This is a genomic window from Streptomyces xylophagus (assembly GCF_000716435.1).
GTDB lineage: Bacteria > Actinomycetota > Actinomycetes > Streptomycetales > Streptomycetaceae > Streptomyces > Streptomyces xylophagus.
In genome coordinates, this window is the sequence record NZ_JNWO01000020.1 from 115986 (window position 1) to 141248 (window position 25263).

A 25263-nucleotide genomic window follows, 5' to 3' on the forward strand; every position below is an offset into this window, starting at 1 on the left:
ATAGGCGTCTACCGGATGGGATCTCCCATGACCACCAGCAATGAAATGTCGAGCGAATCGCCGACTGCGAACAACGGACGGATGGCGGCCCTGATGTCCCAGACGATTCCGCAGGCACCCCCGGAAGTCTTCCCCTCGGTGAGCATCGCGCCGGTGACCGCTCGTTCGGTGGCGGGCGTCGCGACCGCGGTCACGGTGAATGCCAACCGGGGTACGCATTGGGTGTGGCTGTCCGGGGACCTCAGTTGGAACGACGAGCCGATGGTCACCTTCCAGGAGACCAGGATCAGCATCGACGGTGTGCAGGTCCTCTCCGACCACCGGGGAGGCGGCGGCACCGAGTCGGTGACCTTCCAGACCCCCGGCACGCACACGCTGGTGGCGTCCGCGGTGACCACCGGCGGCGCCGTCTACTCGTCGGACCCGATGAGCGTGCGGGTCTACGCGGCCGGGCCGCCCGCGTTCACGGTGGCGGCACCCGTCGCCGGCACCACGGTCAACCTCGACGAGGCCGGCAAGGACGTCACCGTCCAGGTCACCACGACGAGCGACCAGTACTTCCCGCTCACGGTCAACATCAGCTGGGACGACAGGGTGAAGACCGGGCAGATACTCGCCGGCAGCACCCAGTTCCAGACGACCGTCACCCTCGCCCCGATGCCGCTGGGCACGCGGACCATCTGGGTGAGCGTCGCGGATCCCGACGGGGTCGGCTCGACCAAGACCACCTCGGTGAACTGCCGGGACGTCTCACCGGCACAGGTGCTGGTCGACTTTCCGCCGCAGAACGGCAACATCCCGGGCGACGACACGGGCGCGGCGACCGTCTCCATGCACGGCACGGCGAAGGACCTCCAGAGCGGCATGGTCGGCGGCAGCGCCTCGGTGGCGTGGGCCCTGACGCCCACCGGAACCAGGATGGCGGCGACTCCGGGGGCGGCCGGGGACTTCAGGAACTGGACCGCCTCGGTGCCGCTGACCCCGGCCGGGTTCGGCGCGCACACGATCTACGTGTGGGCGACCGACGCGGCGGGCAACACGATGCCGGCCCCGCAGACCGTCCCGGTCACGGTGATCAGCTCGTACACCCCGAAGACCCTGGACGAGCGGCTCAACGACCGTGAGTACCTGGCCGCGTTGCTGTCGTTCGCCCAGGAGCAGGTGACGTTACCGGGGAACCCGCCGACTCCCCTGGACACCCACACCCTGGTCGGCGCCCTGACGCAGCCCGTCGACCGGTTGAGCCAGCCGTTGTCGGCGGAAGTCGACCAGGGAAACCGCGAGATCAACCAGTTGCGGGTGCCCATCGAGGTGCTGCGGTCCTACATCACCGCCACGAACACCTCCACCGCGCCGGGCGCGAACGGGGACCGGAACTACCGCATCGCCGCGTACACGGCGCTGCTCGCCGCCGCCGGGACCTCGTACGTGGAACTGCGGCTGGCCCGGGGCGCCGATCCGGCCGTCCGGCAGGCACTCGCCGCGCGGCTGGGCATCAGGCTGGCGGCGACCTCGCCCGACGAACTCGACCTGTTGCTGCTGGACGCCACGGGACCGGCCGAGTCGGTGCTGGAGACCGTCTTCGGGTTCCAGGCGACCACCGGCGCCGACCCGTTGCGGGTGCCGTCGACGCCCTGGCTGCTGACCTGGCGGCAGACCGCCCTCGCGCTGAGCTGGGCCGAGCAGGACCAGCACCCGATCGTGCCACCGCACTACCGGGTGCTCGCCGACCCCGACGTGATCGGCGCCGCGGACGTCGTGCCCGGCCCCAACGGCGACCGTGTCCGTACGCTGCTCGGCTCCCGGACTCTGCTGCTCACCCTGTACATGACACAGCTCAACGACACCCGGACGAAGGCCGCCAATCCCGCGGCCGGCCTCGCGGCGATGCAGAACCTGGCGCTGCCCGGCGTCGACCTCGCGGACCTCGAGACCAGGGACGGGAAAGGCGAAGACATCAGCGCCGCCCTCGCCGCGGCGGGGCTCACCCGCAGCGGGTTCCTCCTCCTGCGGAAACTGAGCAGGCTCGCGGCCACCGGGACCGTCACGACGCCCGAGTGGGGCGACGCGATGGCCGTGCTCGTCGGCGCGCACAAGGAGACGCTCTACGCGGGCTGGCGGGCGCAGGAGTCCACGTTCGCGCTCTCCCCCGACTTCTTCGTGCTCTCCGCCACCGCCGGGCCCGCGGTCGGCCCGTACCGCGTCGACAGCCGTGCCCGCGCGGACTGGCAGACCACGCTGCGCGGCCGTATCGCCCAGCGCCAGGATCTGATCGACGCCAACTACCAGGCCGTCGCGGCGGCCGAGCAGACCGCCCTGCCCATCCTGCGCGACGCCCTCCTGGCGGACCTCGCCCCCACCACCACGGGCAACATCGGCGAGGAGATGTCGGCCAGGTTCCTGGTCGACGTCCTCGCCGCTGGCACGCTGCGCACCACGCGCATCCGGCAGGCCATCGAGAGCGTCCAGTCACTGCTGTCGGCCAAGCGGGCGGGCGAACTGGCGGCGAACCACCCCGCGGCGACCTGGATCCTCAACGCCCCCGCGTTCACCGCCGCCTGGACATGGATGGGCGAACTGGGCAGCTGGCAGGCCGCCACCCTGGCGTTCCTGTTCCCCGAGCGCCATCTCGACCCGGCCCTGCTCGTCCCGGCCGACGGGCCGCTGCACAGCCTTTTCGAGACCGTACGCGGCGCGGGCGTCTTCAACGGCTCCGTGGCCGCGGAGGCGGCGAAGGCCTACCTGAAGGCGATGAACAGGACCTTCGGCTACTTCGACCCGGCTCTGAGCACCGCGCAACGCCCGCCGGAACCGGACAACACGCAGATCTTCTGGACCGTACCCATGCTGCTCGCCCAGCGGCTGCAGGCCTCCGGCGACTACCAGGCCGCGCTCGACTGGTACCGGCTGATGTACTCGTACGACGCCTACGACGCCGGGAAGCCGGTGTCCCTCTACGACCGGATCAACACCGAGAAGGTCATCCGCCCCGACCTCAGTTTCCCGCCCGGCTGGACGACCGCGCTGAATCCCTTCGCACTCGTGGCCAACCGCCCCGCCCCGTACACCCGGTACACCCTGCTGTCCGTCATCAGGTGCCATCTCGACTACGCCGACGCCCAGTTCGCCCGGGAGACCGACGAGTCGGTCGCGCACGCGCGCACCCTCTACGTCACCGCGCGGCGACTGCTCGGCACGGCCGCACTGAAGCCGCAGCTCCCGTTGAACGCCGGCGAGCCACAACTGGCGATCCCGGACCTGGACGTGCTGCGCACCCGGGCGGAGGTGCAGCTCGCCAAGATCAGGCAGGGGCGGAACATCGCGGGCATGCCCCGCACCCAGGGGATCGCGGCCGCCACGGTCGTCCAGCCCACCCCCTACCGGTTCAAGACCCTGCTGGAGCGGGCCCGGCAACTCGCCGCCCAGGCCGCCCAGATGGAGGCCGGATTCCTCTCCGCCCTCGAGAAGTACGACGACAGGAGCCTGCGCCTCTACGACGCGGTCAAGGGCATCGACCTGACCGCCGCGCAGGTCGGGGTGGCGACGAGCCGGGTGCAGGAGGCCAACGACGCGGTCATCGCCGCCACCGCGCAGAAGACCAAGGCCGACACGACGGCCGCGTCGTACGCCGCCGCCATCGACGCGCCGCCCAGCCGGTACGAGACCGACCTGCTCGACGAGTACTCCGACCTGGAGTCCGTCAGGGACGGCATCTCGGTCGCGAACACGGCGATCGGCATCCTGCAGGCGGCCTCCAAGGCGTCCAGCGTGTTCGACGCGGTGACGAGTTTCGGCGCCAGCACGATCTTCTCCGGCCAGATCGCCGCGGCGACCGTGGTCAAGGGCGGGTTCGAGCTGGTGCAGAACCATCTCGACGCCCAGATACAGGCCAACCAGCTCCAGGCCGGCATCGAGCAGCGCAAGGACGAATGGCGGCTGCAGGAGGTCGCCGCGCAGCAGGAGTCACTCGTGGCCGCCGCCCAGGTCACGACGGCCCGCGACCAGGTCACGATCGCCGCCCAGGAGCAGGCCGCCGCCACGCTGCAGCACGACCAGGCCGTGGCCACGCTGAAGTTCCTCGACGAACAGTTCACCAACGCCGATCTGTATCTGTGGATGAGCAACACCCTGGGCGGTGTGTACCGGTACTTCCTTCAGCAGGCCACCGCGACCGCCCGACTGGCCCAGGCCCAGCTGGCCTTCGAACGGGCGGAACCGGCCCAGACCGTGATCCGCAACGACTACTGGCAGTCGCCCGCGGAGCTGACGGCCAACACCGCCCAGGCCAACCGCCAGGGCCTGACCGGCGCGGAACAGCTCACCGCCGACCTGGCCCGCCTCGACGACTACTCCTTCAACTCGGCCCGCCGACGTCTGAACCTCTCCCAGACGTTCTCGTTGGCCCGGCTGATGCCGGTGGAGTTCCTGGAGTTCCGCCGTACCGGAACGCTCGCCTTCGCCACGCCGATGTCCCTCTTCGACTCCGACTTCCCCGGCCACTACCTACGGCTGATCCGCCAGGTGCGTACCAGCCTCGTCGCGCTCGTGCCGCCCGACCGGGGCATCCGCGCCACCCTGTACTCCAACGGCATCTCGCGGGTGACCACCGGAGGGGACGGCACCTTCCAGGACGTGACAGTGCGCTCGGATCCGGGAGTCGTCGCCCTGACGTCGCCGGTCAGCGCCAGCGGGGTGTTCGAACTCGACGTCCAGTCGGACCTGCTGCTGCCCTTCGAGTCCAGCGGCGTGGACACCACCTGGGAGTTGCAACTCCCTCCCGCGGCCAACCCGTTCGACTTCTCCGGCATCGCCGACGTCCTGCTCACCATCGACTACACCGCCGCCTACGACGACACCTACCGCGGCCAAGTGGTCACCCGGCTCAACGCCAACCGAAACCGTGGCTCGGACTGTGTGTTCAGCCTGGCGCGCGACTTCCCCGACCAGTGGTACGACCTGAACAACCCCGACGGTACCGGCGCCCGTTCGGTCACCGTCCCGTTGCGTGACGTCGACTTCCCGGTCGGCATCGAGGCCCTGTCCACCGCTGCCGTCGCCGTCCGGCTCTCCAGCGGCGGGACGGTGCCCGACACGGTGGTCACCCTCACCCGGGGCGCGGCCGGAGGCGCGGCCACCGCCACCAACGGCATCGCCAGCACCCGGCGTGGCAACGCCGCCTCCTGGGTCCCCCTGTGTGGCCCCCCGCCCGCCGGCGACTGGCACCTCACCTTCGGCAGCGACGCGGCCGCCCTGTTCGCCTCAGGCGATCTCGACGACATCGTCCTCGTCGTCAGCTGGACCGGACAGGCCCCCACCTGGACGCCGTGACCCCAGCAGGCCGGGACGGGAGTTCCACGACGGACTCCCGCCCCGGCCGCGAGGGGCTCGTTCGCGGACGGTGACGCCGGCGACGCGCCCTCCGGGACAGAAAGCGTGCGTCACCCCTCCGCTGCGCGCGGAATCACCCGCCCCAACACCTCCCGCGCGTACGCCTCGTCGTACGGCGCGTCCGTCAGCAGCACCTGGAGACAGATCCCGTCCATCAGCGCGACCAGCGCCCGCGCGGTGACCGGGTCCGTCCGCCGGGAGAGTCGCTCGGCGAGGTCCCGGGCCCACTCGTCGGCGACGGGGCGCAGCGCGGGGCGACGCAGGGCGGCCAGATACAGCTCGTACTCCAGCTCGACGCCCGTGCGGTCACCCGCGAGCCACTCCCCCATCCAGCCGGCGAGTTCCCCGGCCAGGTCGGTGTGCGGGTCCTCCAGCCCGCCGCGCGCGGCGATCACCTTGGCGAAGCCCTCGTTGGCCTGGCGCAGTGCGGCGACCATCAGTTCGTCGAGGGTCGTGAAGTGGTACGTCGTCGAGCCGAGCGGAACATCGGCCTCCGCGGCGACGGAGCGGTGGCTGAGCCCGGCGATGCCCTTCTGCCCGACGACCCGGATCGCCGCGTCGATGATCCGCTGACGCCGCTCGGGGTCGTAACGCCGGGCCATCAGTGCGCACCGCCCATGTTGAGGACGACCACCCCGATGATGATCAGCGCGATTCCGGCGGCCTTCGCGAGGGTCATCCCCTCCCCGAGGAACACCGTCCCGATCCCCACGATCGCCGCGGTACCGAGCCCGGACCAGATCGCGTAGGCCGTACCCACCGACATGGACTTCAGCGTCTGCGCGAGCAACGCGAAGGAAACCGCGTACCCGAGGACCGTAAGAACCGACGGCCACAGCCGGCTGAAACCGTGGCTGAACTTCATGGCGGTGGTGCCGCCCACCTCCGCGGCGATCGCCGTGAGGAGCATCAGGAATCCCATGTGTACGAGTGTACATAACCAAGCCGCTGCCCGAGCCGACAGCGAAAGCGCACCGAGTATGAGACGTGAAGTCCCATACGTCACACGAGAGCCGTACCTCACGCGCCGGCGTCCCGGAATCTCGTAGAAACCGCTCGCTGAAACGGCTGCTCGGAGGCCTCTCGCTCCACTACTGTTTCACCGTTCACACACCTGGCTCACACGGTCACGGCCGTCGCCATGGGCGCCGCTGGAGGAACAGCGCATGCCAGACAGTACGACCCCACCGTCCCCCAACTCCCCCTGGGAGAACGGCTGGACCCCCGACAGCTCCCGGCCCCCCGGAACCCGCCGGCTCTGGCTGGCCGGGGCGCTCGCCCTCACCACCGTCCTCACCTGTGTCGCCACAATCGCCGTGATGGACAAGTCGCATGACGAAGCGTCACGTACGAAGGAGGCCGATCCCACAGCACCGGTCGGTTCGGACGGTCCCGGTCTGCTCTCCTACGCCTCGCCGTCGAAGAAGAGCACGTCCACAGCCGACGAGCACACATCCGCATCCCCGAAGGCAGCACCCACCACATCGGCCGCCGCCGTCACGGAACACAGCTCCACGCCCTCCGCGAAGGCGCCCGCGCCGTCCAAGTCGACGTCGTCCCACGGGAGTTCGTCCTCGTCCGGCTCATCCGGCTCATCCGGTTCGTCGAGCTCGGCCGCCTGGAAGTCGGTCCGCTCGGTCAACTACCCGGACCGCTACTGGCAGGTGAGCGGAGGCTACGTCAAGCTCAACCCGATCGGCTCCGCCGCCGCCCGCCGCGCCGCCACCTTCAAACTGGTCAAGGGCCTTGCCAACAGCTCCTGTTACTCCTTCGCCACGGCCGACGGCAGCTACCTCCGCCACCGCAACTTCATCCTCCGCGCGGAACGCAACGACGGCTCGCCCCTCTTCAAGCAGGACGCCACCTTCTGCCCCCGCCCCTCGTCCTACTCCGGCGCGGTGATGCTGGAGTCGGTCAACTACCCGGGCCGCTTCCTGCGCCACCAGAACTTCCAGCTCAAACTGGACCGGTACCAGAACGGCAACCTGTACCAGCAGGACTCGGCGTTCCGGCTGGTGGACGGGCTCAACTAGGGCCCCTAGGCAGGCGCGTCACGAAAGGCGATCAGCGAGGCCTTGGGCCGCAGTACGCAGAACTCGTTGCCCTCCGGGTCGGCGAGCACCACCCAGCCCACGGCCTCGCCCTGCCCGACATCGATCCGCCGCGCACCCAGCGCGAGGAGCCGCTCGACCTCCGCCTCCTGGTCGTCGGGAGCGAGGTCGAAGTGCAGCCGGTTCTTGACGGTCTTCCGGTCGCTCACCGGCATGAAACAGATGCCGGTCTCCGCGAACTCCCCTGACCCGATGACGACTTCGCGTTCCTTCTCGGACAGGATTCGCCAGTCCAGCACCTGGCACCAGAAGCGGGCGAGGCCCGGCAGGTCGTGCGTGTCGATTACTACGTGATGCAAAGAAACGGCCATACCGCAAAGGTATGGCCGTTTCCGTGAGTCCGAGGGTTCAGACGTTGAACCCCAGCGCCCGAAGCTGATCCCGCCCGTCGTCCGTGATCTTGTCCGGACCCCACGGCGGCATCCACACCCAGTTGATGCGGAGTTCGTTGACGAGGCCGTCCGTCGCGGACTTGGCCTGGTCCTCGATGACGTCCGTCAGCGGGCAGGCCGCCGAGGTCAGCGTCATGTCGATGGTCGCGATGTTCGCGTCGTCGATGTGCACGCCGTAGATGAGGCCGAGGTTGACGACGTCGATGCCCAGTTCGGGGTCGACCACGTCGAGCAGGGCCTCGCGGACCTCCTCCTCGGAGGCGGGCTTGATCTCCATGGTCTCGGTGTCACTCATGCCGTCTTCCTTTCCGCGTCGGCGTCGACTCCGCCCAGGGCCTGGGCCGTCGCGTCCTTCCACGCCATCCAGCTGAGGAGGGCGCACTTCACCCGTGCCGGGTACTTGGAGACACCGGCGAACGCGATCGCGTCCTCCAGCACCTCCTCCATCGCGTCGTCGGGCTCGGTGCGGCCCTTGGACTGCATCAGCTCCAGGAAGGTCTCCTGGATCTTCTGCGCCTCGGACAGCTCCTTGCCGACGAGGAGGTCGTTCAGTACGGAGGCCGAGGCCTGGCTGATGGAGCAGCCCTGGCCCTCGTAGGAGATGTCGGTGATCTGCTCGCCGTCGTACTTCACGCGCAGTGTGATCTCGTCGCCGCACGTCGGGTTGACGTGGTGCACCTCGGCGTCGCCATCCCGCAAGCCCCGCCCGTGCGGGTGCTTGTAGTGGTCCAGGATGACTTCCTGGTACATCGAATCCAGCTTCACGTTCAGCCAGCTCCTCAGCCGAAGAAGTTCCGTACGTGCTCCAGACCGTCGACCAGTGCGTCGATCTCGGCCGGCGTGGAGTACAGATAGAACGACGCTCGCGTGGTCGCAGGAATTCCGTAGCGGAGGCAGACCGGCCGTGCGCAGTGGTGGCCGACCCGGACCGCGATGCCTTCCTCGTCCAGCACCTGGCCCACGTCGTGCGGGTGGATGTCGCCGAGCGTGAAAGAGATCGCCGCGCCCCGGTCCTCGGCCGTGGTGGGGCCGATGATCTTCAGGTCGGGGACGTCCAGCAGGCGCTTCACCGCGTACTCGGTCAGCGCGTGCTCATGGGCGAGGATCTTGTCCATGCCGATCGCCGACAGATAGTCGATCGCCGCGCCGAGACCGACCGCCTGCGCGATCGGCGGGGTGCCCGCCTCGAACTTGTGCGGGGCGGGGGCGTACGTCGACGAGTGCATCGACACGGTCTCGATCATCTCGCCGCCGCCGAGGAACGGCGGGAGGTCCTCCAGGAGCTCCTGGCGGCCCCACAACACACCGATACCCGTCGGGCCGCACATCTTGTGGCCGGTGAAGGCCACGAAGTCGGCCTGGAGCGCCTGGACGTCCAGCGGCATGTGCGGGGCGGCCTGCGAGGCGTCGATCAGGACCAGGGCCCCGACCTCCTGCGCGCGGCGCACGATCTTCTCGACCGGGTTGACCGTGCCGAGGATGTTGGAGACCAGCACGAAGGAGACGATCTTCGTCTTCTCGGTGATGACCTCGTCTATGTTCGAGAGGTCCAGCCGGCCGTCGTCCGTGAGGCCGAACCACTTCAGCTTCGCGCCCGTGCGCTGCGAGAGCAGCTGCCACGGCACGATGTTGGAGTGGTGCTCCATCTCCGTGATGACGATCTCGGTCTCGTGGTCCACGCGGTAGGGCTCGTCGGCCCAACCCAGCATGTTCGCCACGAGGTTGAGCGACTCGGAGGCGTTCTTGGTGAAGATCACCTCGTCGCGGCTGGGCGCGTTGATGAACGTGGCGACCTTGTCGCGCGCGCCCTCGTACAGCGCCGTGGCCTCCTCGGCGAGCACATGCACACCGCGGTGGACGTTGGCGTTGTAGCGCTCGTAGTACTCGTTCAGGGCGTCCAGCACCTGGCGCGGCTTCTGCGAGGTCGCCGCGTTGTCCAGGTACACGAGCTTCTTACCGTCGTGAACCGTGCGGTCCAGGATGGGGAAGTCCTTGCGGATCGCCTCGGTATCGAGGAGGCCCGGCAGTTGTGTCACGCGGATACGCCACCCTTCGCGGTGTAGGCCTCGTAGCCCTCGTTCTCCAGCTTGTCGGCGAGCTCGGCGCCGCCGGACTCGACGATCCTGCCGCCGGAGAAGACGTGCACGAAGTCGGGCTTGATGTAGCGCAGGATGCGCGTGTAGTGCGTGATCAGCAGGGTGCCGACCTCACCGGTCTCGCGGACGCGGTTGACGCCCTCGGAGACGACGCGCAGGGCGTCGACGTCCAGGCCGGAGTCGGTCTCGTCGAGGATCGCGATCTTCGGCTTGAGCAGCTCGAGCTGAAGGATCTCGTGGCGCTTCTTCTCACCGCCGGAGAAGCCCTCGTTGACGTTGCGCTCGGCGAAGGCGGGGTCCATGGAGAGGCGCTCCATGGTCTCCTTGACCTCCTTCACCCAGGTACGCAGCTTCGGCGCCTCACCGCGGATGGCGGTGGCGGACGTACGAAGGAAGTTGGAGACGGAGACACCGGGGACCTCGACCGGGTACTGCATCGCGAGGAACAGGCCGGCGCGGGCGCGCTCGTCGACGGACATCTCCAGGACGTCCTCGCCGTCGAGGGTGACGGTGCCGCCGGTGATCGTGTACTTCGGGTGGCCCGCGAGCGAGTAGGCGAGGGTCGACTTGCCGGAGCCGTTCGGGCCCATGATGGCGTGGGTCTCGCCCTGCTTCACGGTGAGGTCGACGCCCTTGAGGATCTCCTTCGTGGCGTTGTCGGCCTCGACGGTGACGTGCAGGTCGTGGATTTCAAGCGTTGCCATGGGTTCCTCAGGACTCCTGGGTGAGGGAGGCGCGTACGTCAACGAGGACGCTGCCCCCTTCGATCTTTACGGGGTAAACGGGTACGGGGCGCGTGGCGGGCAGGCCGGACGGCTTGCCGGTGCGCAGGTCGAACGCGGAGCCGTGCAGCCAGCACTCGATCTGACAGTCCTCCACCTCGCCCTCGGAGAGCGAGACGTTCGCGTGCGAGCAGATGTCGTTGATCGCGAACACCTCTCCCGCGGTACGGACGACCGAGACCGGCGTGCCGTCGAGTTCCACCCGCTTCGGGGTGTCCTCCTCCAGCTCGCTCAGCCCACAGGCGCGTACGAACGACATCAGACCGACGCCTCCAGCTCCGCGTCGATCTTCTCGAGCAGCCGCTCCTGGATGTCGGCGACACCGATCTGCTGGACCAGCTCGGCGAAGAAGCCGCGGACCACCAGTCGGCGGGCGTCGTCGGCCGGGATGCCGCGGGCCATCAGGTAGAAGAGCTGCTCGTCGTCGAAGCGGCCGGTCGCGGAGGCGTGTCCGGCGCCGACGATCTCGCCGGTCTCGATCTCCAGGTTCGGCACGGAGTCGACGCGGGCGCCGTCGGTCAGCACGAGGTTGCGGTTCATCTCGTACGTGTCGGTGCCCTCGGCGGTGGCCTCGATGAGCACGTCACCGATCCACACCGCGTGGGCGCCCTCGCCCTGGAGCGCGCCCTTGTAGACGGCGTTGGACTTGCAGTGCGGGACGTTGTGGTCGACCAGGAGGCGGTGCTCCTGGTGCTGGCCGGCGTCCGTGAAGTACAGGCCGAACAGCTCGGCCTCGCCGCCGGGTCCGGCGTAGGCCACGCGCGGGTGCAGTCGTACGAGGTCGCCGCCGAAGGTGACGACGAACGACTTGAAGGTGGCGTCGCGGCCGATCAGGGCGTTGTGCTGGCCGACGTGCACGGCCTTGTCGTCCCAGTCCTGGACGGAGACGACGGTCAGCCTGGCGCCGTCGCCGACGATGTAGTCGACGTTGGCGGCGAGGACCGCGTCACCGGTGTGGTCGATGACGACGACGGCCTCGGCGAAGGCTCCCAGCTCGACGACCTGGTGGCCGTAGGCGACCCCGCCCTGGCCGTGCACGGCGATCCGGATGGGCTCGGTGAGGACCGTCTCCTTGGGGACGGTGATCACGCCGGCCTTCTCGAACGCCGAGTACGCCTGGGCGGCGACGCGGTCCACGGGGGTGCCCGCCTTGCCGAGGCGCGCGTCCTCGCGGCCCACGGTCTCGACGGTGACGCCCTCGGGGGCCTGGACGTCCACCTTGACGCCCTCGCCGGTGGCGACCGCGGTGCCGTCGTGCAGCCCGCGCAGGCGCTCCAGCGGGGTGAACCGCCACTCCTCCTCGCGGCCGTGGGGGACCGGGAAGTCCGCCACGTCGAAGGAGGGGGGCGCGCTCATGCGCGTGGCGACGGTCGACTCGGCGGCAACTGCCACCGCGCCGGCGGTGGTGGACCCCACCGGAATGCTCTGAGCCTCAGCCATGGCTGTCGGTCTGCTCTCTTTCCTGCGTCAGAATTCGTTTGCTGCTCTACGGAGGGCCGGTCTTAACCGACCGAGCCTTCCATCTGCAGCTCGATCAGCCGGTTGAGTTCGAGGGCGTACTCCATCGGCAGCTCCTTGGCGATCGGCTCGACGAAGCCGCGCACGATCATCGCCATCGCCTCGAACTCGGTCATGCCCCGGCTCATCAGGTAGAAGAGCTGGTCGTCGCTGACCTTGGAGACGGTCGCCTCGTGGCCCATGGACACGTCGTCCTCGCGGACGTCCACGTACGGGTACGTGTCCGAGCGGGAGATCGTGTCGACGAGCAGCGCGTCGCACAGCACGTTCGACTTGGAGCCGTGGGCGCCCTCGCCGATCTCGACGAGACCGCGGTAGGACGTACGACCGCCACCGCGCGCCACCGACTTGGAGACGATGTTGGAGGAGGTGTTCGGCGCCATGTGGACCATCTTGGAGCCGGCGTCCTGGTGCTGGCCCTCGCCCGCGAAGGCGATGGAGAGGGTCTCGCCCTTGGCGTGCTCGCCCATCAGGTAGACGGCCGGGTACTTCATCGTCACCTTGGAGCCGATGTTGCCGTCGATCCACTCCATGGTCGCGCCCTCGTAGGCGACGGCGCGCTTGGTGACCAGGTTGTAGACGTTGTTCGACCAGTTCTGGATGGTCGTGTAGCGGCAGCGGCCGCCCTTCTTCACGATGATCTCGACCACCGCGGAGTGCAGGGAGTCCGAGGAGTAGATCGGCGCCGTACAACCCTCGACGTAGTGCACATAGGCGCCCTCGTCGACGATGATCAGCGTCCGCTCGAACTGGCCCATGTTCTCCGTGTTGATACGGAAGTAGGCCTGGAGCGGGATCTCGACGTGCACGCCCTTCGGCACGTAGATGAAGGAGCCGCCGGACCACACGGCGCTGTTCAGCGACGCGAACTTGTTGTCACCGACCGGGATGACGGTCCCGAAGTACTCCTTGAAGAGCTCCGGGTGCTCCTTCAGCGCGGTGTCGGTGTCCATGAAGATGACACCCTGCGCCTCGAGCTCTTCGTTGATCTGGTGGTAGACGACCTCGGACTCGTACTGGGCGGCGACACCGGCGACGAGGCGCTGCTTCTCCGCCTCGGGGATGCCGAGCTTGTCGTACGTGTTCTTGATGTCCTCGGGCAGGTCCTCCCAGGACTCCGCCTGCTTCTCCGTGGAGCGCACGAAGTACTTGATGTTGTCGAAGTCGATGCCGGAGAGGTCGGAGCCCCAGTTCGGCATGGGCTTCTTCTCGAACAGGCGCAGGCCCTTGAGACGGAGCTTGGTCATCCACTCCGGCTCGTTCTTCTTGCCGGAGATGTCCCGGACGACGTCCTCGTTGATGCCGCGCTTGGCGGAGGCACCGGCCACGTCGGAGTCGGCCCAGCCGTATTCGTACGTGCCCAGACCCTCGAGCTCGGGGTGGGCAGTCTCCTCGATGGGGAGCGTCATGCGGGGTTCCTCCCGGCGGTACTTGCAGATGCGTTATGTGTGGTCTTGGAAATCTTTGGGATGAACGTGGTGCACACACCGTCGCCGTGGGCGATGGTCGCCAGTCGCTGGACATGGGTGCCGAGCAGCTGGGAGAAGAGTTCCGTCTCCGCCTCGCACAGTTGCGGGAACTGCTCGGCGACATGGGCGACCGGGCAGTGGTGCTGGCAGAGCTGCTCACCGACCGGTGCGCTACGCGCCGTAGCAGCGTACCCGTCCGCGCTCAGGGCCTTGGCCAGGGCTTCCGCGCGGTCCTCGGGGGCAGCGGCCTCGACGACCTTGCTGTACGCGACAGCCTGGGCGGCCATGCGGTCACGGGCGAAGGCGACGACGGCCTCGTCCCCGCCCTCGCGCTGCGCGATCCAGCGCAGCGCGTCCGCGGCGAGCTTGTCGTAGGACTGGTCGAAGGCGTCGCGACCGCAGTCGGTCAGGGCGAACACCTTTGCGGGCCGGCCGCGCGTGCGCGCGCCGTAGACCCGCTGCTCACGTGCTTCCACGACGTCGTCGGCGACGAGTGCGTCGAGATGACGGCGTACGGCGGCCTGGGTCAGCCCCAGCCGGCCGGCGAGGTCGGCCACGGTCGACGGGCCATGGTCCAGGATGGAGCGCGCGACACGGTTGCGGGTGGACCGCTCACCGGTCGCGAGTTCCTCCTGCGGAGCCTCGCCAACGTTTTTCACAACGCCATTGTTGCGTAATTCCTCAGAGCCTGACAACCCGCGCCCGGCGGATGGACGGTGCGCTGCATCACTTAGGCATACCTAATCTGACCTGCGAAAACGATCTTTGATCGATCAATTCGGTAGCGCCTCCGACCCCCTTCAGGGACACTCCACGACCATGCCCACACCCCCTCCCACCGGCCCACTTGTCACCCGGGACACAGTCGCCGCACACCTGCGCGACCTGGGCGTCCGTCCCGGTGAGATCCTCCTCGCGCACACCTCCCTGAGCTCACTCGGATGGGTCTGCGGAGGCGCCGTGTCGGTCGTCCACGGGCTCCTCGACGCACTCGGCCCGGACGGCACCCTGGTCGTCCCCACCCAGTCCGGCGACCTCTCGGACCCGGCCCACTGGGCGAACCCGCCGGTCCCCCGCGACTGGTGGGACACCATCCGCACCTCCATGCCGTCCTACGATCCCCTCGTCACGCCCTCGCGAGGAGTCGGCATCATCCCCGAAACCGTCCGCACCTGGCCCGGCGCCCTGCGCTCCGCGCACCCGCAGACCTCCTTCGCGGCGATCGGCCCCCGCGCGGCCGAGATCCTCGACGGCCACGCGACCGACTGCCGGCTCGGCGAGCACAGCCCGCTGGCCCGCCTGGAGGCCCTCCACGCGCGCGTGCTGCTGCTCGGCGCGGGCTACGACACCTGCACGAGCTTCCATCTCGCCGAGTACCGCGTCCCGTCCCCGCTGGTCGAGATCGGCCGCCCAGGACCGGCCGGCTGGGAGACGGTGACCGAGGTGTCGATCGACTCGGACCGCTTCGACGAACTGGGCCACGACTTCGAACGGGACTGTCCGGTCGTACGGGGACTGGTGGGCGCAGCCGAGGCACGCCTGTTCCCGGTGGCCGACGCCGTGGCCTACGCGGAACGCTGGCTGCCCCTGCACCGCCCCCGTGAGGAGGAGATCCTGCACCCTCCCCCACTCTCAACTTCGTTCGAGCGGGGGGACCCCCATCTCTGAGGCCAGGCCGACCTACCTAGACTCGGGCGCATGCGAAGTGAGCCCGTGCTCCAGGTCCAGGCCCTGGTGAAGCGGTACGGCACGAAGACCGCGGTGAACGGCCTCGACCTGGTGGCCCATGCGGGTGTCACCGCAGTACTCGGTCCCAACGGAGCGGGCAAGACGACCACGGTCGAGACCTGCGAGGGGTACCGGAAACCGGACTCCGGCACGGTGCGCGTCCTGGGCCTCGACCCGGTCCGTGAGTCCGCCGCCCTGCGCCCCAGAATCGGCGTGATGCTCCAGTCCGGCGGCGTCTACTCGGGCGCCCGCGCCGACGAGATGCTCCGCCATGTCGCCAAGCTGCACGCGCACCCCCTGGACGTGGACGCCCTCATCGAGCGCCTGGGGCTGGGCAGTTGCGGCCGTACGACGTACCGCAGGTTGTCGGGCGGCCAGCAGCAGCGCCTCGCGCTCGCGATGGCCGTCGTGGGCCGCCCGGAACTGATCTTCCTGGACGAGCCGACCGCCGGCCTGGACCCCCAGGCCCGCCGTGCCACCTGGGACCTGATCCGGGACCTCCGCGCGGACGGTGTCTCGGTCGTCCTCACGACCCACTACATGGACGAGGCCGAGCAACTCGCCGACGACGTCGCCATCATCGACGCCGGCAAGGTCATCGCGCAGGGCTCCCCCGAGGACCTGTGCCGCGGCGGCGCCGAGAACACCCTCCGCTTCACCGGCCGCCCCGGCCTCGACGTCGGCTCCCTGCTGAAGGCCCTCCCGGCCGACTCCACGGCCGCCGAACTGACCCCGGGCTCCTACCGCGTCGGCGGCAAGGTCGACCCCCAACTGCTCGCCACGGTCACCTCCTGGTGTGCGCAGCACGGGGTGATGCCGGAGAAGATCTCGGTCGAACGGCACACCCTGGAGGACGTGTTCCTGGAACTCACCGGCAAGGAGCTGCGCGCGTGACGACGACCACCACCCCTGGGACGTACACCCCGGCTCCCGGGGCGGCCCCGCTCCCCCGCATGATCGCGGCCCAGGCGGCCCTCGAAACGAAGATGCTCCTACGGAACGGCGAGCAACTCCTCCTCACGGTGGTCATCCCGACCCTCCTGCTGGTCCTGTTCAGCTCGGTGGACATCGTCGACACCGGCAAGGGCAAGTCCGTCGACTTCCTCACCCCCGGCATCCTCGCCCTCGCCGTCATGTCGACGGCCTTCACGGGCCAGGCCATCGCGACGGGCTTCGAACGCCGCTACGGCGTCCTGAAGCGCCTCGCGTCCTCCCCGCTCCCCCGCTGGGGCCTGATGACCGCGAAGACGGCATCGGTACTGGTGACAGAGGTCCTCCAGATCATCCTGCTCACGGCGATCGCCTTCGCCCTGGGCTGGTCCCCGCACGGCAACCCGTTCGCGGTCTTCCTGCTCCTGATCCTCGGCACGGCGGCCTTCTCGGGCCTCGGCCTGCTGATGGCGGGCACCCTGAAGGCGGAGGCGACGCTGGCCGCCGCGAACCTGGTGTTCCTGCTGCTGCTCGTCGGCGGCGGGGTGATCGTGCCGATGGACAAGTATCCGGCGGGGGTGCAGGACGTGCTGGGGCTGCTGCCGATCTCTGCGCTTTCGGACGGGTTGCGGGATGTGTTGCAGCACGGGGCGGGGATGCCGTGGGGGGACCTGGGGATTCTGGGGGTGTGGGGAGTTGTGGGACTGGCGGCGGCCGGGAGGTTCTTCCGCTGGGAGTAGGTGCCGCACTCCGGCGTCGGGGACCCTCGTGAAAGCGTGCACAAGCACCCCCCCTACGATGGTCCCCGTGCCCAACGTGACCCCCGCCGACGTCGTAGCCGCCGCGCGCAACCCCCTCGCCTTCATCGCCGCCCGCTGGACCCCGGATCCCCGGACGGTTCGGCGGGCCGCGCTCGCCGCGCTCGTCATGTCGGTGGTCATCGTGGTCACCGGTGGTGCCGTGCGGCTGACAGGATCCGGGCTCGGCTGCCCGACCTGGCCCAAGTGCACGGACGACTCGCTGACCACGACGAGTGCGATGGGCTTCCACGGTGCCATCGAGTTCGGCAACCGGATGCTGACGTACGTGCTGTGCGCCGCTGTCGGCTGGGCGATCATCGCCGCCCGCTCGGAGAAGCCGTACCGCCGGACCCTCACCCGCCTCGGCTGGGCGCAGTTCTGGATCGTGATGAGCAACGCGATCCTCGGCGGCATCGTGGTGCTCGTCGGCCTCAACCCGTACACGGTCGCGGCCCACTTCCTGCTCTCCTCGGCGCTGATCACGGTCGCCACGCTGATGTGGCAGCGCAGCCGGGAGGGCGACGGGGAGCCCAAGCCGCTGGTCGGCAAGGCCGTGCAGCAGCTGGTGTGGTTCCTGGTCACCGCCTCCGTACTGCTGATCGCGGTCGGCACGGTGGTCACCGGCGCGGGCCCGCACGCGGGTGACTCCAAGGAGGTCGACCGGATCCCGATCGACTGGGAGACGGTCGCCAAGCTGCACGCGGTGATCGCCTGGATCGTGGTCACGCTGACGTTCGCCCTGTGGTTCGTCCTCAAGGCGGTCGACGCTCCCAAGGGCCCCCTGGACCGCACCCGCGACCTGTTCCTGATCCTGCTCTCCCAGGGCGTCATCGGTTACGTCCAGTACTTCACGAACCTCCCCGAGGCCCTCGTCGCCCTCCACATGCTCGGCTCCTGCCTGGTGTGGATCGGGGTGCTGCGCGTGCTGCTGTCGCTGCGGGAGCGGCCCGAGGTCGTGGCCGACCTGCCGGGCCCGTCGGTGGAACAGTCACTGCCCACGCGCGCGTGAAGCGTCACTCGCAGTAAATGGCTCACCCGTAGCGGGTCACCAACTCGTCGATCGCCGGGCCCAGATAGGCCCGGGTCAGCTCCGCCCGGCGGTGGAGCCAATCGCCCTCTACGGAGGCGGCGGACGGTACCGGATCGTCGTAACGCCGCCGTACGACGTCCTCCACGACCTCCACCGGAGCGCCGAGCGAGGGCAGCAGGTCGAGTGCCTCGCGCTTGGTGATCAGGCGGCCGTCCCGGCGGGTGACCGTCGCGCGGGCGAAGGTGGTCAGGCCCACGTCGACCCAGCCGTTCTCGAGCCAGATCTGCGGCTTGTCGACGGCCGGCCGCCAGAACTCCCGCTGGTCCCGTACGACGAACTCGGCCAGCTCCTGGTCCGTCACGGCCGGCAGCAGGTCCTTCGGTGATCCGCCGTGCAACACCCGCCCGAATTCGTGCAGTTCACGCCGAGTGACAGGCGTGACGGGCCGACGGGTGACGTGGTCGTGGGCCCAGGTGAGGTGGCTCTGGTTCGGGGCATCCTGGGTGCCGGGAGCGAGGTAGCTGCAGTGCAGGCGGACGGCGAGGGGGTCGGTGCGCAGCCCGCGGTGCAGGGCGACGAGTTGTCGGGCGGTGCTCGGCTTCAGGGGATGGTCGAGGATGGCTATCAGGTCCAGGTCGCTACGGCCCTCCTGGTAGTCGCCCCCACCGAGCGAACCGTGGGCCCACACGGCGATGGGCTCCAGGGGGGCCAGTTCGTTCAGGAAGCGGTCGAGCAAGGCGTCGGTCGGCATGGGCCCAGTCTGTACAGCTCACTCGAGCCCGTACACCCTCTTTGCGTTGCCGACCGCGATCAGTCCCGCCACGCGTTGCGCGTCCGCCAGCGACCAGGCCCCCTCGGCGACCCAGCCACCGAGCACCCGGCCGAGCGCCTCGCGGAACAACCGCGCGCCCACGACGTGCAGTTCGGGCAGTCCGTGGGCCCCGCTGGAGAAGAGGATCTTGCCGAAAGGGGCCAGCTCCAGGATCTCGGCGAGCACGGTCGCGGCACGCGCGCCGGTGCGGACCAGCGCGGCGCCGGAGTCGGCGTAGACATGCGGGAAGACACCCGCGAGATGGGCCGCGTGCCGGTGGTACGGGTAGCTGTGCAGCAGCACCAGGTCCGTGCCCAGCCCGGCCGTCGCCCGCACGAAGTCGGTGAGCAGGACGGGGTCGGTGCGGTCGATGCGGACGCCTGGTTCGCCCAGTCCGGCGTGCAGTTGGAGAGGCAGCCCGGAGGCTACGGCGATCCACAGCAGGTGTCGTAGGAGCACTGGATCGCTGAGCGGTCCGCCGACCCGCCGATCCGCCAGCCAACGGCCCGCCGCGCCCCGCACCTCGCCCGGGCCGGGCGGCTCGGGCGCGAGTGCGAGACCGTGCCGTACGCCCGCCACCGACGTGAAGGCCACCGCGCTGCCCGCCGCGCCGTGCACCGACTCGGCGAGGTTGGCGAGGAAGGACTCGACGGTGCCGGAGGTGTCGGCGACCTGTTCGGCGAGGAGTTCGAGGCGGACGATCTCCCGTGCGTCCGCCTGGCCCGCCGTCGCCATCTCGGCGGGGCCCGTGAGGTCGCCGGGCAGGCCTGTGTCGATCAGATACGTCGTGATGCCACTGCCGCGCAGCAGCCTGCGGCCCGCTTCCAGTACGCCGAGTTCACGGCGCCGGGCGAGATAACGGGCGGGCGGGCAGTGCGGCTCGAGGCCGAGCAGGGGTGGGCACCATCGTCGTACGGCGAATCCTGTCTGGGTGTCGAACAGGGTCGTGCCGGGTGCGGGTGGGCCCTCGGTGCGGGCGAGTTGGGCCTCGAAGGTGCCGAGGCCCAGCTCCGTTCTCAGTACGCCGTGGCAGTACTGGTCCACGAGGGACGGCGTTTCGATCATCCGGGCTCCCCATGGCTGGACCTTGCGCTCCTCAGGTCCTAACGGGTGAACCGGGGGTGAGGTGTTGCTCGTACGCACCCCGTGTGAGGGGGCGCCAGGGGGAGGGGGTGCGGGTTCGTCAGCGATCGACGGTCCGTGGGGGCCGGTCGCGCAGTTCCTCGCGCCCCTTTGGGGCGCTGATCAACCGTTGCTCGGGCCGCCCACCTGGATACCCGCCATGCGGGTCCACTCGTACGGTCCCGTCTTCACCTTCGCCGCGAACTCGCCGTCGAAGTCCTCGTGGACCGTGATCCCGGACTTCTCGACCGCCTGCTGGGCGATCTCGTAGGTCGTGGCCACCAGGTCGCCCCAGCCGCCGTCCTCGCCCACGAGGACGATGCGGGCGCCGCGTTCGCCGATGTACGCGACCTGGCCCTCGGCCCCGCCGTGTGCCTTGGAGAAGGTGCCGATCTGCTTGGCGAGGCGGGCCACCTGGCGCTCGGCCTTCGCGTCAACCTGCTGCGTGTCTGCCATGGCCAGGATGCTACCGACGGGTAGATCGAACGGCGACGGGCGGGGTGAGTGACTCCTGCCTCAGGAGGAGACGCACTACCTCAGGAAGGGGTCCACCGCGATCGCCACGAACAGGAGCGACACATAGGTGATCGACCAGTGGAACAGCCGCATCTCCTTGAGCTTGCCGCCCGTCACCTCGGCCTTGGCGCGGTTCTGCAGCCCGTGCGCCTCCCACAACCAGAAGCCGCCGGCCAGCAGCGCGACCAGGGTGTAGAACCAGCCCGTGTAGCCGAGGGGCGTGAGCAGCAGCGAGACCGCGACCATCACCCAGCTGTAGATCACGATCTGCCGGGCGACCACCTTGTTGGAGGCGACGACCGGGAGCATCGGCACGCCCACGCGCGCGTAGTCGTCCCTCACCTTCATGGACAGCGGCCAGTAGTGCGGCGGCGTCCAGAAGAACATGACGAGGAAGAGGATGATCGGCGCCCAGGACATGGAGTCCTTGACCGCGGACCAGCCGATGAGGACCGGGAGGCAGCCGGCGATGCCGCCCCACACGATGTTCTGCGAAGTGCGGCGTTTGAGGATCATCGTGTAAACGACGACATAGAAGAGGAGTGCTCCGAGCGCCAGCCAGGCCGACAGCCAGTTGACGGTCAGGCCGAAGAGGAGGGTCGAGACGACCGCCAGCGTGAAGCCGAAGGCGAGGCACTCTCGGGGGCTGACCATGCCGGTGACCAGGGGGCGCTGCGAGGTGCGGTCCATGAGCGCGTCGATGTCGCGGTCGATGTACATGTTGAGCGCGTTGGCGCCGCCGGCGGAGAGGTACCCGCCGACGCAGGTGAGGAGGACCAGCTTGAGGTCCGGCACACCCTGCTGGGCCAGGAACATCACCGGGACGGTGGTGATCAGCAGCAGCTCGATGATCCGCGGCTTCGTCAGCGCCACGAACGCCATGATCCGGGCCCCGATCGGCCGCCGGCTCGGGCTCTGGCTCGCCCCGACAATCCCCGCTGGACGGGATTCAACGGCCGTCACGCACACCCCTGACAGAGACATCCCAGCAAGCCTCCGGGTGTGAACTCCCCGTAAAGGCTCGCGCGTACCACGCCACTGTAGACGTTGCCCAGACCCGGACATTCGCGGGGGTGGGGTCGTGTTGGGAGGCACCCCCGGAAGAGCTGATCGCCACTCTGTTGAGCACTCGAACGAGCACCTCCGTATTCAGTTGCCGAATACGAAAGGGACCAGTCGGGAGGCGGATCCGCGAGAGTCCCGGCAGTCTGGAATGACTCGAAAAAATGCACGTTCTTACGGGGGTAGGCTCGACAACGGCCGGTGGGCGCCGCGTGCACCGGCATTCGACATGCGTGACATGTGGAGAGGAGCCCTGACCCAGGGTGAGCACCAAGCCGACCACCACAGACCTCGAGTGGACCGAGTTGGACCAGCGGGCGGTGGACACCGCCCGCGTCCTGGCCGCCGATGCCGTACAGAAGGTCGGTAACGGCCATCCCGGTACGGCGATGAGCCTGGCCCCGGCCGCGTACACCCTCTTCCAGAAGGTGATGCGCCACGACCCCGCCGACGCCGACTGGGTCGGCCGCGACCGGTTCGTGCTGTCCGCCGGTCACTCGTCCCTGACCCTCTACACGCAGCTCTACCTGGCCGGTTTCGGCCTGGAGCTGGCCGACCTGGAAGCGTTCCGCACCTGGGGCTCCAAGACTCCGGGTCACCCCGAGTACGGCCACACCACCGGCGTGGAGACGACGACCGGCCCGCTGGGCCAGGGTGTCGCCAACGCCGTGGGCATGGCCATGGCCGCCCGCTACGAACGCGGTCTGTTCGACCCGGACGCCCCGCAGGGCGAGTCCCCCTTCGACCACTTCATCTTCGCGATCGCCGGTGACGGCTGCCTCCAGGAGGGCATCTCCGCGGAGGCGTCCTCCATGGCGGGCCACCAGGAGCTCGGCAACCTCATCCTCCTGTGGGACGACAACCACATCTCCATTGAGGGCGACACCGAGACCGCGGTCTCCGAGGACACCGTCAAGCGCTACGAGGCCTACGGCTGGCACGTCCAGCGCGTCGCCCCGAAGCCGGACGGCGACCTCGACCCGCACGCCATCTACAACGCCGTCGAGGCCGCGAAGAAGGTGACGAACAAGCCGTCGTTCATCGCGATGCGCTCGATCATCGCCTGGCCCGCGCCGCACGCGCAGAACACCGAGGCCGCGCACGGCTCGGCGCTCGGCGCCGACGAGGTCGCGGCCACCAAGCGCGTTCTCGGCTTCGACCCGGAGAAGTCCTTCGACGTCTCCGACGACGTCCTCAAGCACACCCGCCAGGCGCTGGACCGGGGCCGCGAGGCCAAGGCCGCGTGGGAGCCGTCGTACCAGGAGTGGCGCACCAACAACCCGGAGCGCGCCGCCGAGTACGACCGCATCGCCTCGGGCGAGCTGCCGGCCGGCTGGGAGGACAAGCTCCCGGTGTTCGAGGCGGGCAAGGGTGTCGCCACCCGTGCCGCGTCCGGCAAGGTGCTCCAGGCGCTCGGCGCGGTCATCCCCGAGCTGTGGGGCGGCTCCGCCGACCTCGCGGGCTCGAACAACACGACGATCGACAAGACCTCGTCGTTCCTCCCGGCGGACAACCCGCTGCCGGAGGCGAACCCGTACGGCCGCACGATCCACTTCGGCATCCGCGAGCACTCGATGGGCGCGGAGCTGAACGGCATCACGCTGCACGGCAACACCCGTGCCTACGGCGGTACGTTCCTCGTCTTCTCCGACTACATGCGCAACGCCGTACGACTGTCGGCGCTGATGCACCTGCCGGTGACGTACGTGTGGACGCACGACTCCGTCGGTCTCGGCGAGGACGGCCCGACCCACCAGCCGGTCGAGCACCTCGCGTCGCTGCGCGCGATCCCGGGCCTGAACGTGGTCCGCCCGGCCGACGCCAACGAGACGGCCATCGCCTGGCGCGAGGTCCTGCGCCGCTACACGAAGGTCTACGGCGAGGGCGCCCCGCACGGTTTCGCGCTGACCCGCCAGGGCGTGCCGACGTACGAGGCCAACGAGGACACGGCCAAGGGCGGCTATGTGCTGTTCGAGGCGTCCACGGGTACGCCCGAGGTGATCCTCATCGGTACCGGTTCCGAGGTGCACGTGGCCGTCGAGGCGCGCGAGCAGCTGGAGGCCTCCGGTGTGCCGACGCGGGTCGTGTCCATGCCCTGCGTGGAGTGGTTCGACGCGCAGGACCAGGGGTACCGGGAGAGCGTGCTGCCGCCGTCCGTCAAGGCGCGGGTCGCGGTCGAGGCCGGGATCGGTCTGACCTGGTACCGGTTCGTCGGGGACGCCGGTCGCATCGTTTCCCTGGAGCACTTCGGGGCTTCCGCCGACGGCAAGGTGCTCTTCCAGGAGTTCGGCTTCACTGCCGAGAACGTGGCCGCCAAGGCGCGGGAATCCCTCGCCGCCGCCCAGAGCTGACGCTGACAAACGACACGTAGGAGATGCATTTTCCATGACAGACGCACTCAAGCGCCTCTCCGAGGAAGGCGTCGCGATCTGGCTGGACGACCTGTCGCGCAAGCGGATCACGTCCGGCAACCTCGCCGAACTGATCGACCAGCAGCACGTCGTGGGCGTCACCACCAACCCGTCGATCTTCCAGAAGGCCATCTCGTCGGGCGACGGTTACGAGCAGCAGCTCACCGACCTCGCCGCCCGCAAGGTGACCGTCGAGGAAGCCATCCGCATGATCACGACGGCGGACGTCCGTGACGCCGCCGACATCCTGCGCCCGGTCTTCGACGCGAGCGGCGGCCAGGACGGCCGGGTGTCGATCGAGGTCGACCCGCGGCTGGCCCACAACACGGCGGCGACCATCGCCGAGGCCAAGCAGCTGGCCTGGCTGGTGGACCGGCCCAACACCCTGATCAAGATCCCGGCCACCCGGGCGGGCCTCCCGGCGATCACCGAGGTCATCGGCCTCGGTATCAGCGTCAACGTCACGCTGATCTTCTCGCTGGCGCGCTACCGCGAGGTCATGGACGCGTTCATCGCCGGCCTGGAGAAGGCCAAGGAGCGCGGCCTGGACCTGGCGAAGATCCACTCCGTGGCGTCCTTCTTCGTGTCCCGCGTGGACACCGAGATCGACAAGCGGATCGACGCGCTGGGCACCGACGAGGCCAAGGCCGCCCGCGGCAAGGCCGGTCTCGCCAACGCGCGGCTCGCCTACGAGGCGTACGAAGAGGTCTTCTCGACGCCGCGCTGGGCCGCCCTCGACAAGGCGCAGGCCAACAAGCAGCGTCCGCTGTGGGCCTCCACCGGCGTCAAGGACAAGGCGTACAAGGACACCCTGTACGTGGACGACCTGGTGGCGCCGAACACGGTGAACACCATGCCGGAGGCCACTCTCGAGGCCACCGACGACCACGGCCAGATCACCGGGAACACCATCTCCGGTACCTACGAGCAGTCCCGCGCCGAGATCGCCGCGGTCGAGGCGCTCGGGATCTCGTACGACGAAGTGGTCCAGCTGCTGGAGGACGAGGGCGTCGAGAAGTTCGAGGCGGCCTGGACCGACCTGCTCAAGTCGACCGAGGCGGAGCTTTCGCGCCTCGCCCCCTCGGAGGGCTGAAACC

23 protein-coding genes are annotated in these 25263 nt (G+C 69.1%); 8 read left to right on the forward strand and 15 right to left on the reverse strand.

Features of this window, described 5'->3' with window-relative positions; translation table 11 throughout:
- Positions 1-27: 27 nt before the first annotated feature.
- Entirely contained in the window at positions 28-5328 is a 5301-nt protein-coding gene (locus OO70_RS36020) for a Tc toxin subunit A-related protein (RefSeq protein WP_158711559.1), read from the forward strand.
- Positions 5329-5438: 110 nt separating this feature from the next.
- Here OO70_RS36020 and OO70_RS36025 read toward each other — a convergent pair whose 3' ends face one another.
- Positions 5439-5990: a TetR/AcrR family transcriptional regulator gene (locus OO70_RS36025; protein WP_043680949.1), complete on the reverse strand. Its 552-nt coding sequence runs from the start codon at positions 5988-5990 to the stop codon at positions 5439-5441.
- A complete protein-coding gene (locus OO70_RS36030) occupies positions 5990-6310 on the reverse strand; it encodes a DMT family transporter (protein WP_043680952.1) in 321 nt (106 codons plus the stop codon). Before OO70_RS36030 ends, OO70_RS36025 begins: the two co-directional genes overlap by 1 nt.
- 244 nt (positions 6311-6554) lie before the next feature.
- Between OO70_RS36030 and OO70_RS36035 the strand changes: the two genes are divergently transcribed.
- Complete coding sequence (locus tag OO70_RS36035) at positions 6555-7421, forward strand: AbfB domain-containing protein (protein WP_043680955.1); 867 nt, start codon at positions 6555-6557, stop codon at positions 7419-7421.
- A gap of 5 nt (positions 7422-7426) precedes the next feature.
- On the opposite strand, the gene OO70_RS36040 is transcribed toward OO70_RS36035, so the two are convergent.
- From OO70_RS36040 to OO70_RS36080, 9 genes are all read right to left on the reverse strand, one after another.
- Entirely contained in the window at positions 7427-7810 is a 384-nt protein-coding gene (locus OO70_RS36040) for a VOC family protein (protein ID WP_043680958.1), read from the reverse strand.
- 37 nt (positions 7811-7847) lie between these two features.
- Positions 7848-8186 (reverse strand): metal-sulfur cluster assembly factor, encoded by a 339-nt coding sequence (locus tag OO70_RS36045; protein WP_019060535.1) that lies wholly within the window; start codon positions 8184-8186, stop codon positions 7848-7850.
- The gene (gene sufU / locus OO70_RS36050) at positions 8183-8656 is read right to left on the reverse strand and encodes a Fe-S cluster assembly sulfur transfer protein SufU (protein WP_043680961.1); all 474 of its coding nucleotides are present in this window, start codon (positions 8654-8656) and stop codon (positions 8183-8185) included. Before sufU ends, OO70_RS36045 begins: the two co-directional genes overlap by 4 nt.
- A gap of 14 nt (positions 8657-8670) precedes the next feature.
- Positions 8671-9927, reverse strand: a complete 1257-nt coding sequence (locus OO70_RS36055; RefSeq protein ID WP_043680964.1) for a cysteine desulfurase — start codon at positions 9925-9927, stop codon at positions 8671-8673.
- Positions 9924-10691, reverse strand: a complete 768-nt coding sequence (gene sufC / locus OO70_RS36060; RefSeq protein ID WP_043680968.1) for a Fe-S cluster assembly ATPase SufC — start codon at positions 10689-10691, stop codon at positions 9924-9926. The genes OO70_RS36055 and sufC overlap by 4 nt, the downstream gene beginning before the upstream one ends.
- A 7-nt stretch (positions 10692-10698) precedes the next feature.
- On the reverse strand, positions 10699-11028 hold the full coding sequence (locus OO70_RS36065) for a non-heme iron oxygenase ferredoxin subunit (protein WP_043680971.1): 330 nt from the start codon (positions 11026-11028) through the stop codon (positions 10699-10701).
- Entirely contained in the window at positions 11028-12209 is a 1182-nt protein-coding gene (gene sufD, locus OO70_RS36070; RefSeq protein ID WP_043680974.1) for a Fe-S cluster assembly protein SufD, read from the reverse strand. The genes OO70_RS36065 and sufD overlap by 1 nt, the downstream gene beginning before the upstream one ends.
- 62 nt (positions 12210-12271) lie before the next feature.
- Positions 12272-13696, reverse strand: coding sequence for a Fe-S cluster assembly protein SufB (sufB, locus tag OO70_RS36075; protein ID WP_019060529.1), 1425 nt, complete (start codon positions 13694-13696; stop codon positions 12272-12274).
- Positions 13693-14415: a helix-turn-helix transcriptional regulator gene (locus OO70_RS36080; protein ID WP_043680976.1), complete on the reverse strand. Its 723-nt coding sequence runs from the start codon at positions 14413-14415 to the stop codon at positions 13693-13695. Before OO70_RS36080 ends, sufB begins: the two co-directional genes overlap by 4 nt.
- A gap of 160 nt (positions 14416-14575) precedes the next feature.
- On the opposite strand from OO70_RS36080, the gene OO70_RS36085 reads away from it, so the two are divergent.
- Genes OO70_RS36085 through OO70_RS36100 form a run of 4 tightly spaced genes read left to right on the forward strand, consistent with a single transcriptional unit; the run spans position 14576 to position 18223 of the window.
- Complete coding sequence (locus tag OO70_RS36085) at positions 14576-15424, forward strand: aminoglycoside N(3)-acetyltransferase (RefSeq protein WP_051741959.1); 849 nt, start codon at positions 14576-14578, stop codon at positions 15422-15424.
- A gap of 30 nt (positions 15425-15454) precedes the next feature.
- The gene (locus OO70_RS36090) at positions 15455-16378 is read left to right on the forward strand and encodes an ABC transporter ATP-binding protein (protein WP_043680978.1); all 924 of its coding nucleotides are present in this window, start codon (positions 15455-15457) and stop codon (positions 16376-16378) included.
- A 59-nt stretch (positions 16379-16437) separates the two neighbouring features.
- Complete coding sequence (locus OO70_RS36095; RefSeq protein WP_051741973.1) at positions 16438-17154, forward strand: ABC transporter permease; 717 nt, start codon at positions 16438-16440, stop codon at positions 17152-17154.
- A 58-nt stretch (positions 17155-17212) separates the two neighbouring features.
- Positions 17213-18223 carry a COX15/CtaA family protein gene (locus OO70_RS36100; RefSeq protein WP_043680983.1) on the forward strand — a complete coding sequence of 337 codons (1011 nt, stop codon included), beginning with the start codon at positions 17213-17215 and terminating at the stop codon, positions 18221-18223.
- Between the two features lie 22 nt (positions 18224-18245).
- Here OO70_RS36100 and OO70_RS36105 read toward each other — a convergent pair whose 3' ends face one another.
- The 4 genes from OO70_RS36105 to OO70_RS36120 form a co-directional block, all read right to left on the reverse strand.
- Positions 18246-18995 carry a nucleotidyltransferase family protein gene (locus tag OO70_RS36105; RefSeq protein WP_043680986.1) on the reverse strand — a complete coding sequence of 250 codons (750 nt, stop codon included), beginning with the start codon at positions 18993-18995 and terminating at the stop codon, positions 18246-18248.
- Positions 18996-19013: 18 nt separating this feature from the next.
- Complete coding sequence (locus OO70_RS36110) at positions 19014-20120, reverse strand: amidohydrolase family protein (protein ID WP_043680990.1); 1107 nt, start codon at positions 20118-20120, stop codon at positions 19014-19016.
- Between the two features lie 180 nt (positions 20121-20300).
- Complete coding sequence (locus OO70_RS36115) at positions 20301-20633, reverse strand: hypothetical protein (RefSeq protein WP_043680992.1); 333 nt, start codon at positions 20631-20633, stop codon at positions 20301-20303.
- Positions 20634-20708: 75 nt separating this feature from the next.
- Entirely contained in the window at positions 20709-21662 is a 954-nt protein-coding gene (locus tag OO70_RS36120; RefSeq protein WP_043680995.1) for a heme o synthase, read from the reverse strand.
- A gap of 356 nt (positions 21663-22018) precedes the next feature.
- Between OO70_RS36120 and tkt the strand changes: the two genes are divergently transcribed.
- Together tkt and tal are read left to right on the forward strand one after the other, a co-directional pair.
- Positions 22019-24106: a transketolase gene (tkt, locus tag OO70_RS36125; RefSeq protein ID WP_043680997.1), complete on the forward strand. Its 2088-nt coding sequence runs from the start codon at positions 22019-22021 to the stop codon at positions 24104-24106.
- A gap of 34 nt (positions 24107-24140) precedes the next feature.
- Positions 24141-25259 carry a transaldolase gene (gene tal / locus OO70_RS36130; protein ID WP_043681000.1) on the forward strand — a complete coding sequence of 373 codons (1119 nt, stop codon included), beginning with the start codon at positions 24141-24143 and terminating at the stop codon, positions 25257-25259.
- Positions 25260-25263: the final 4 nt, after the last annotated feature.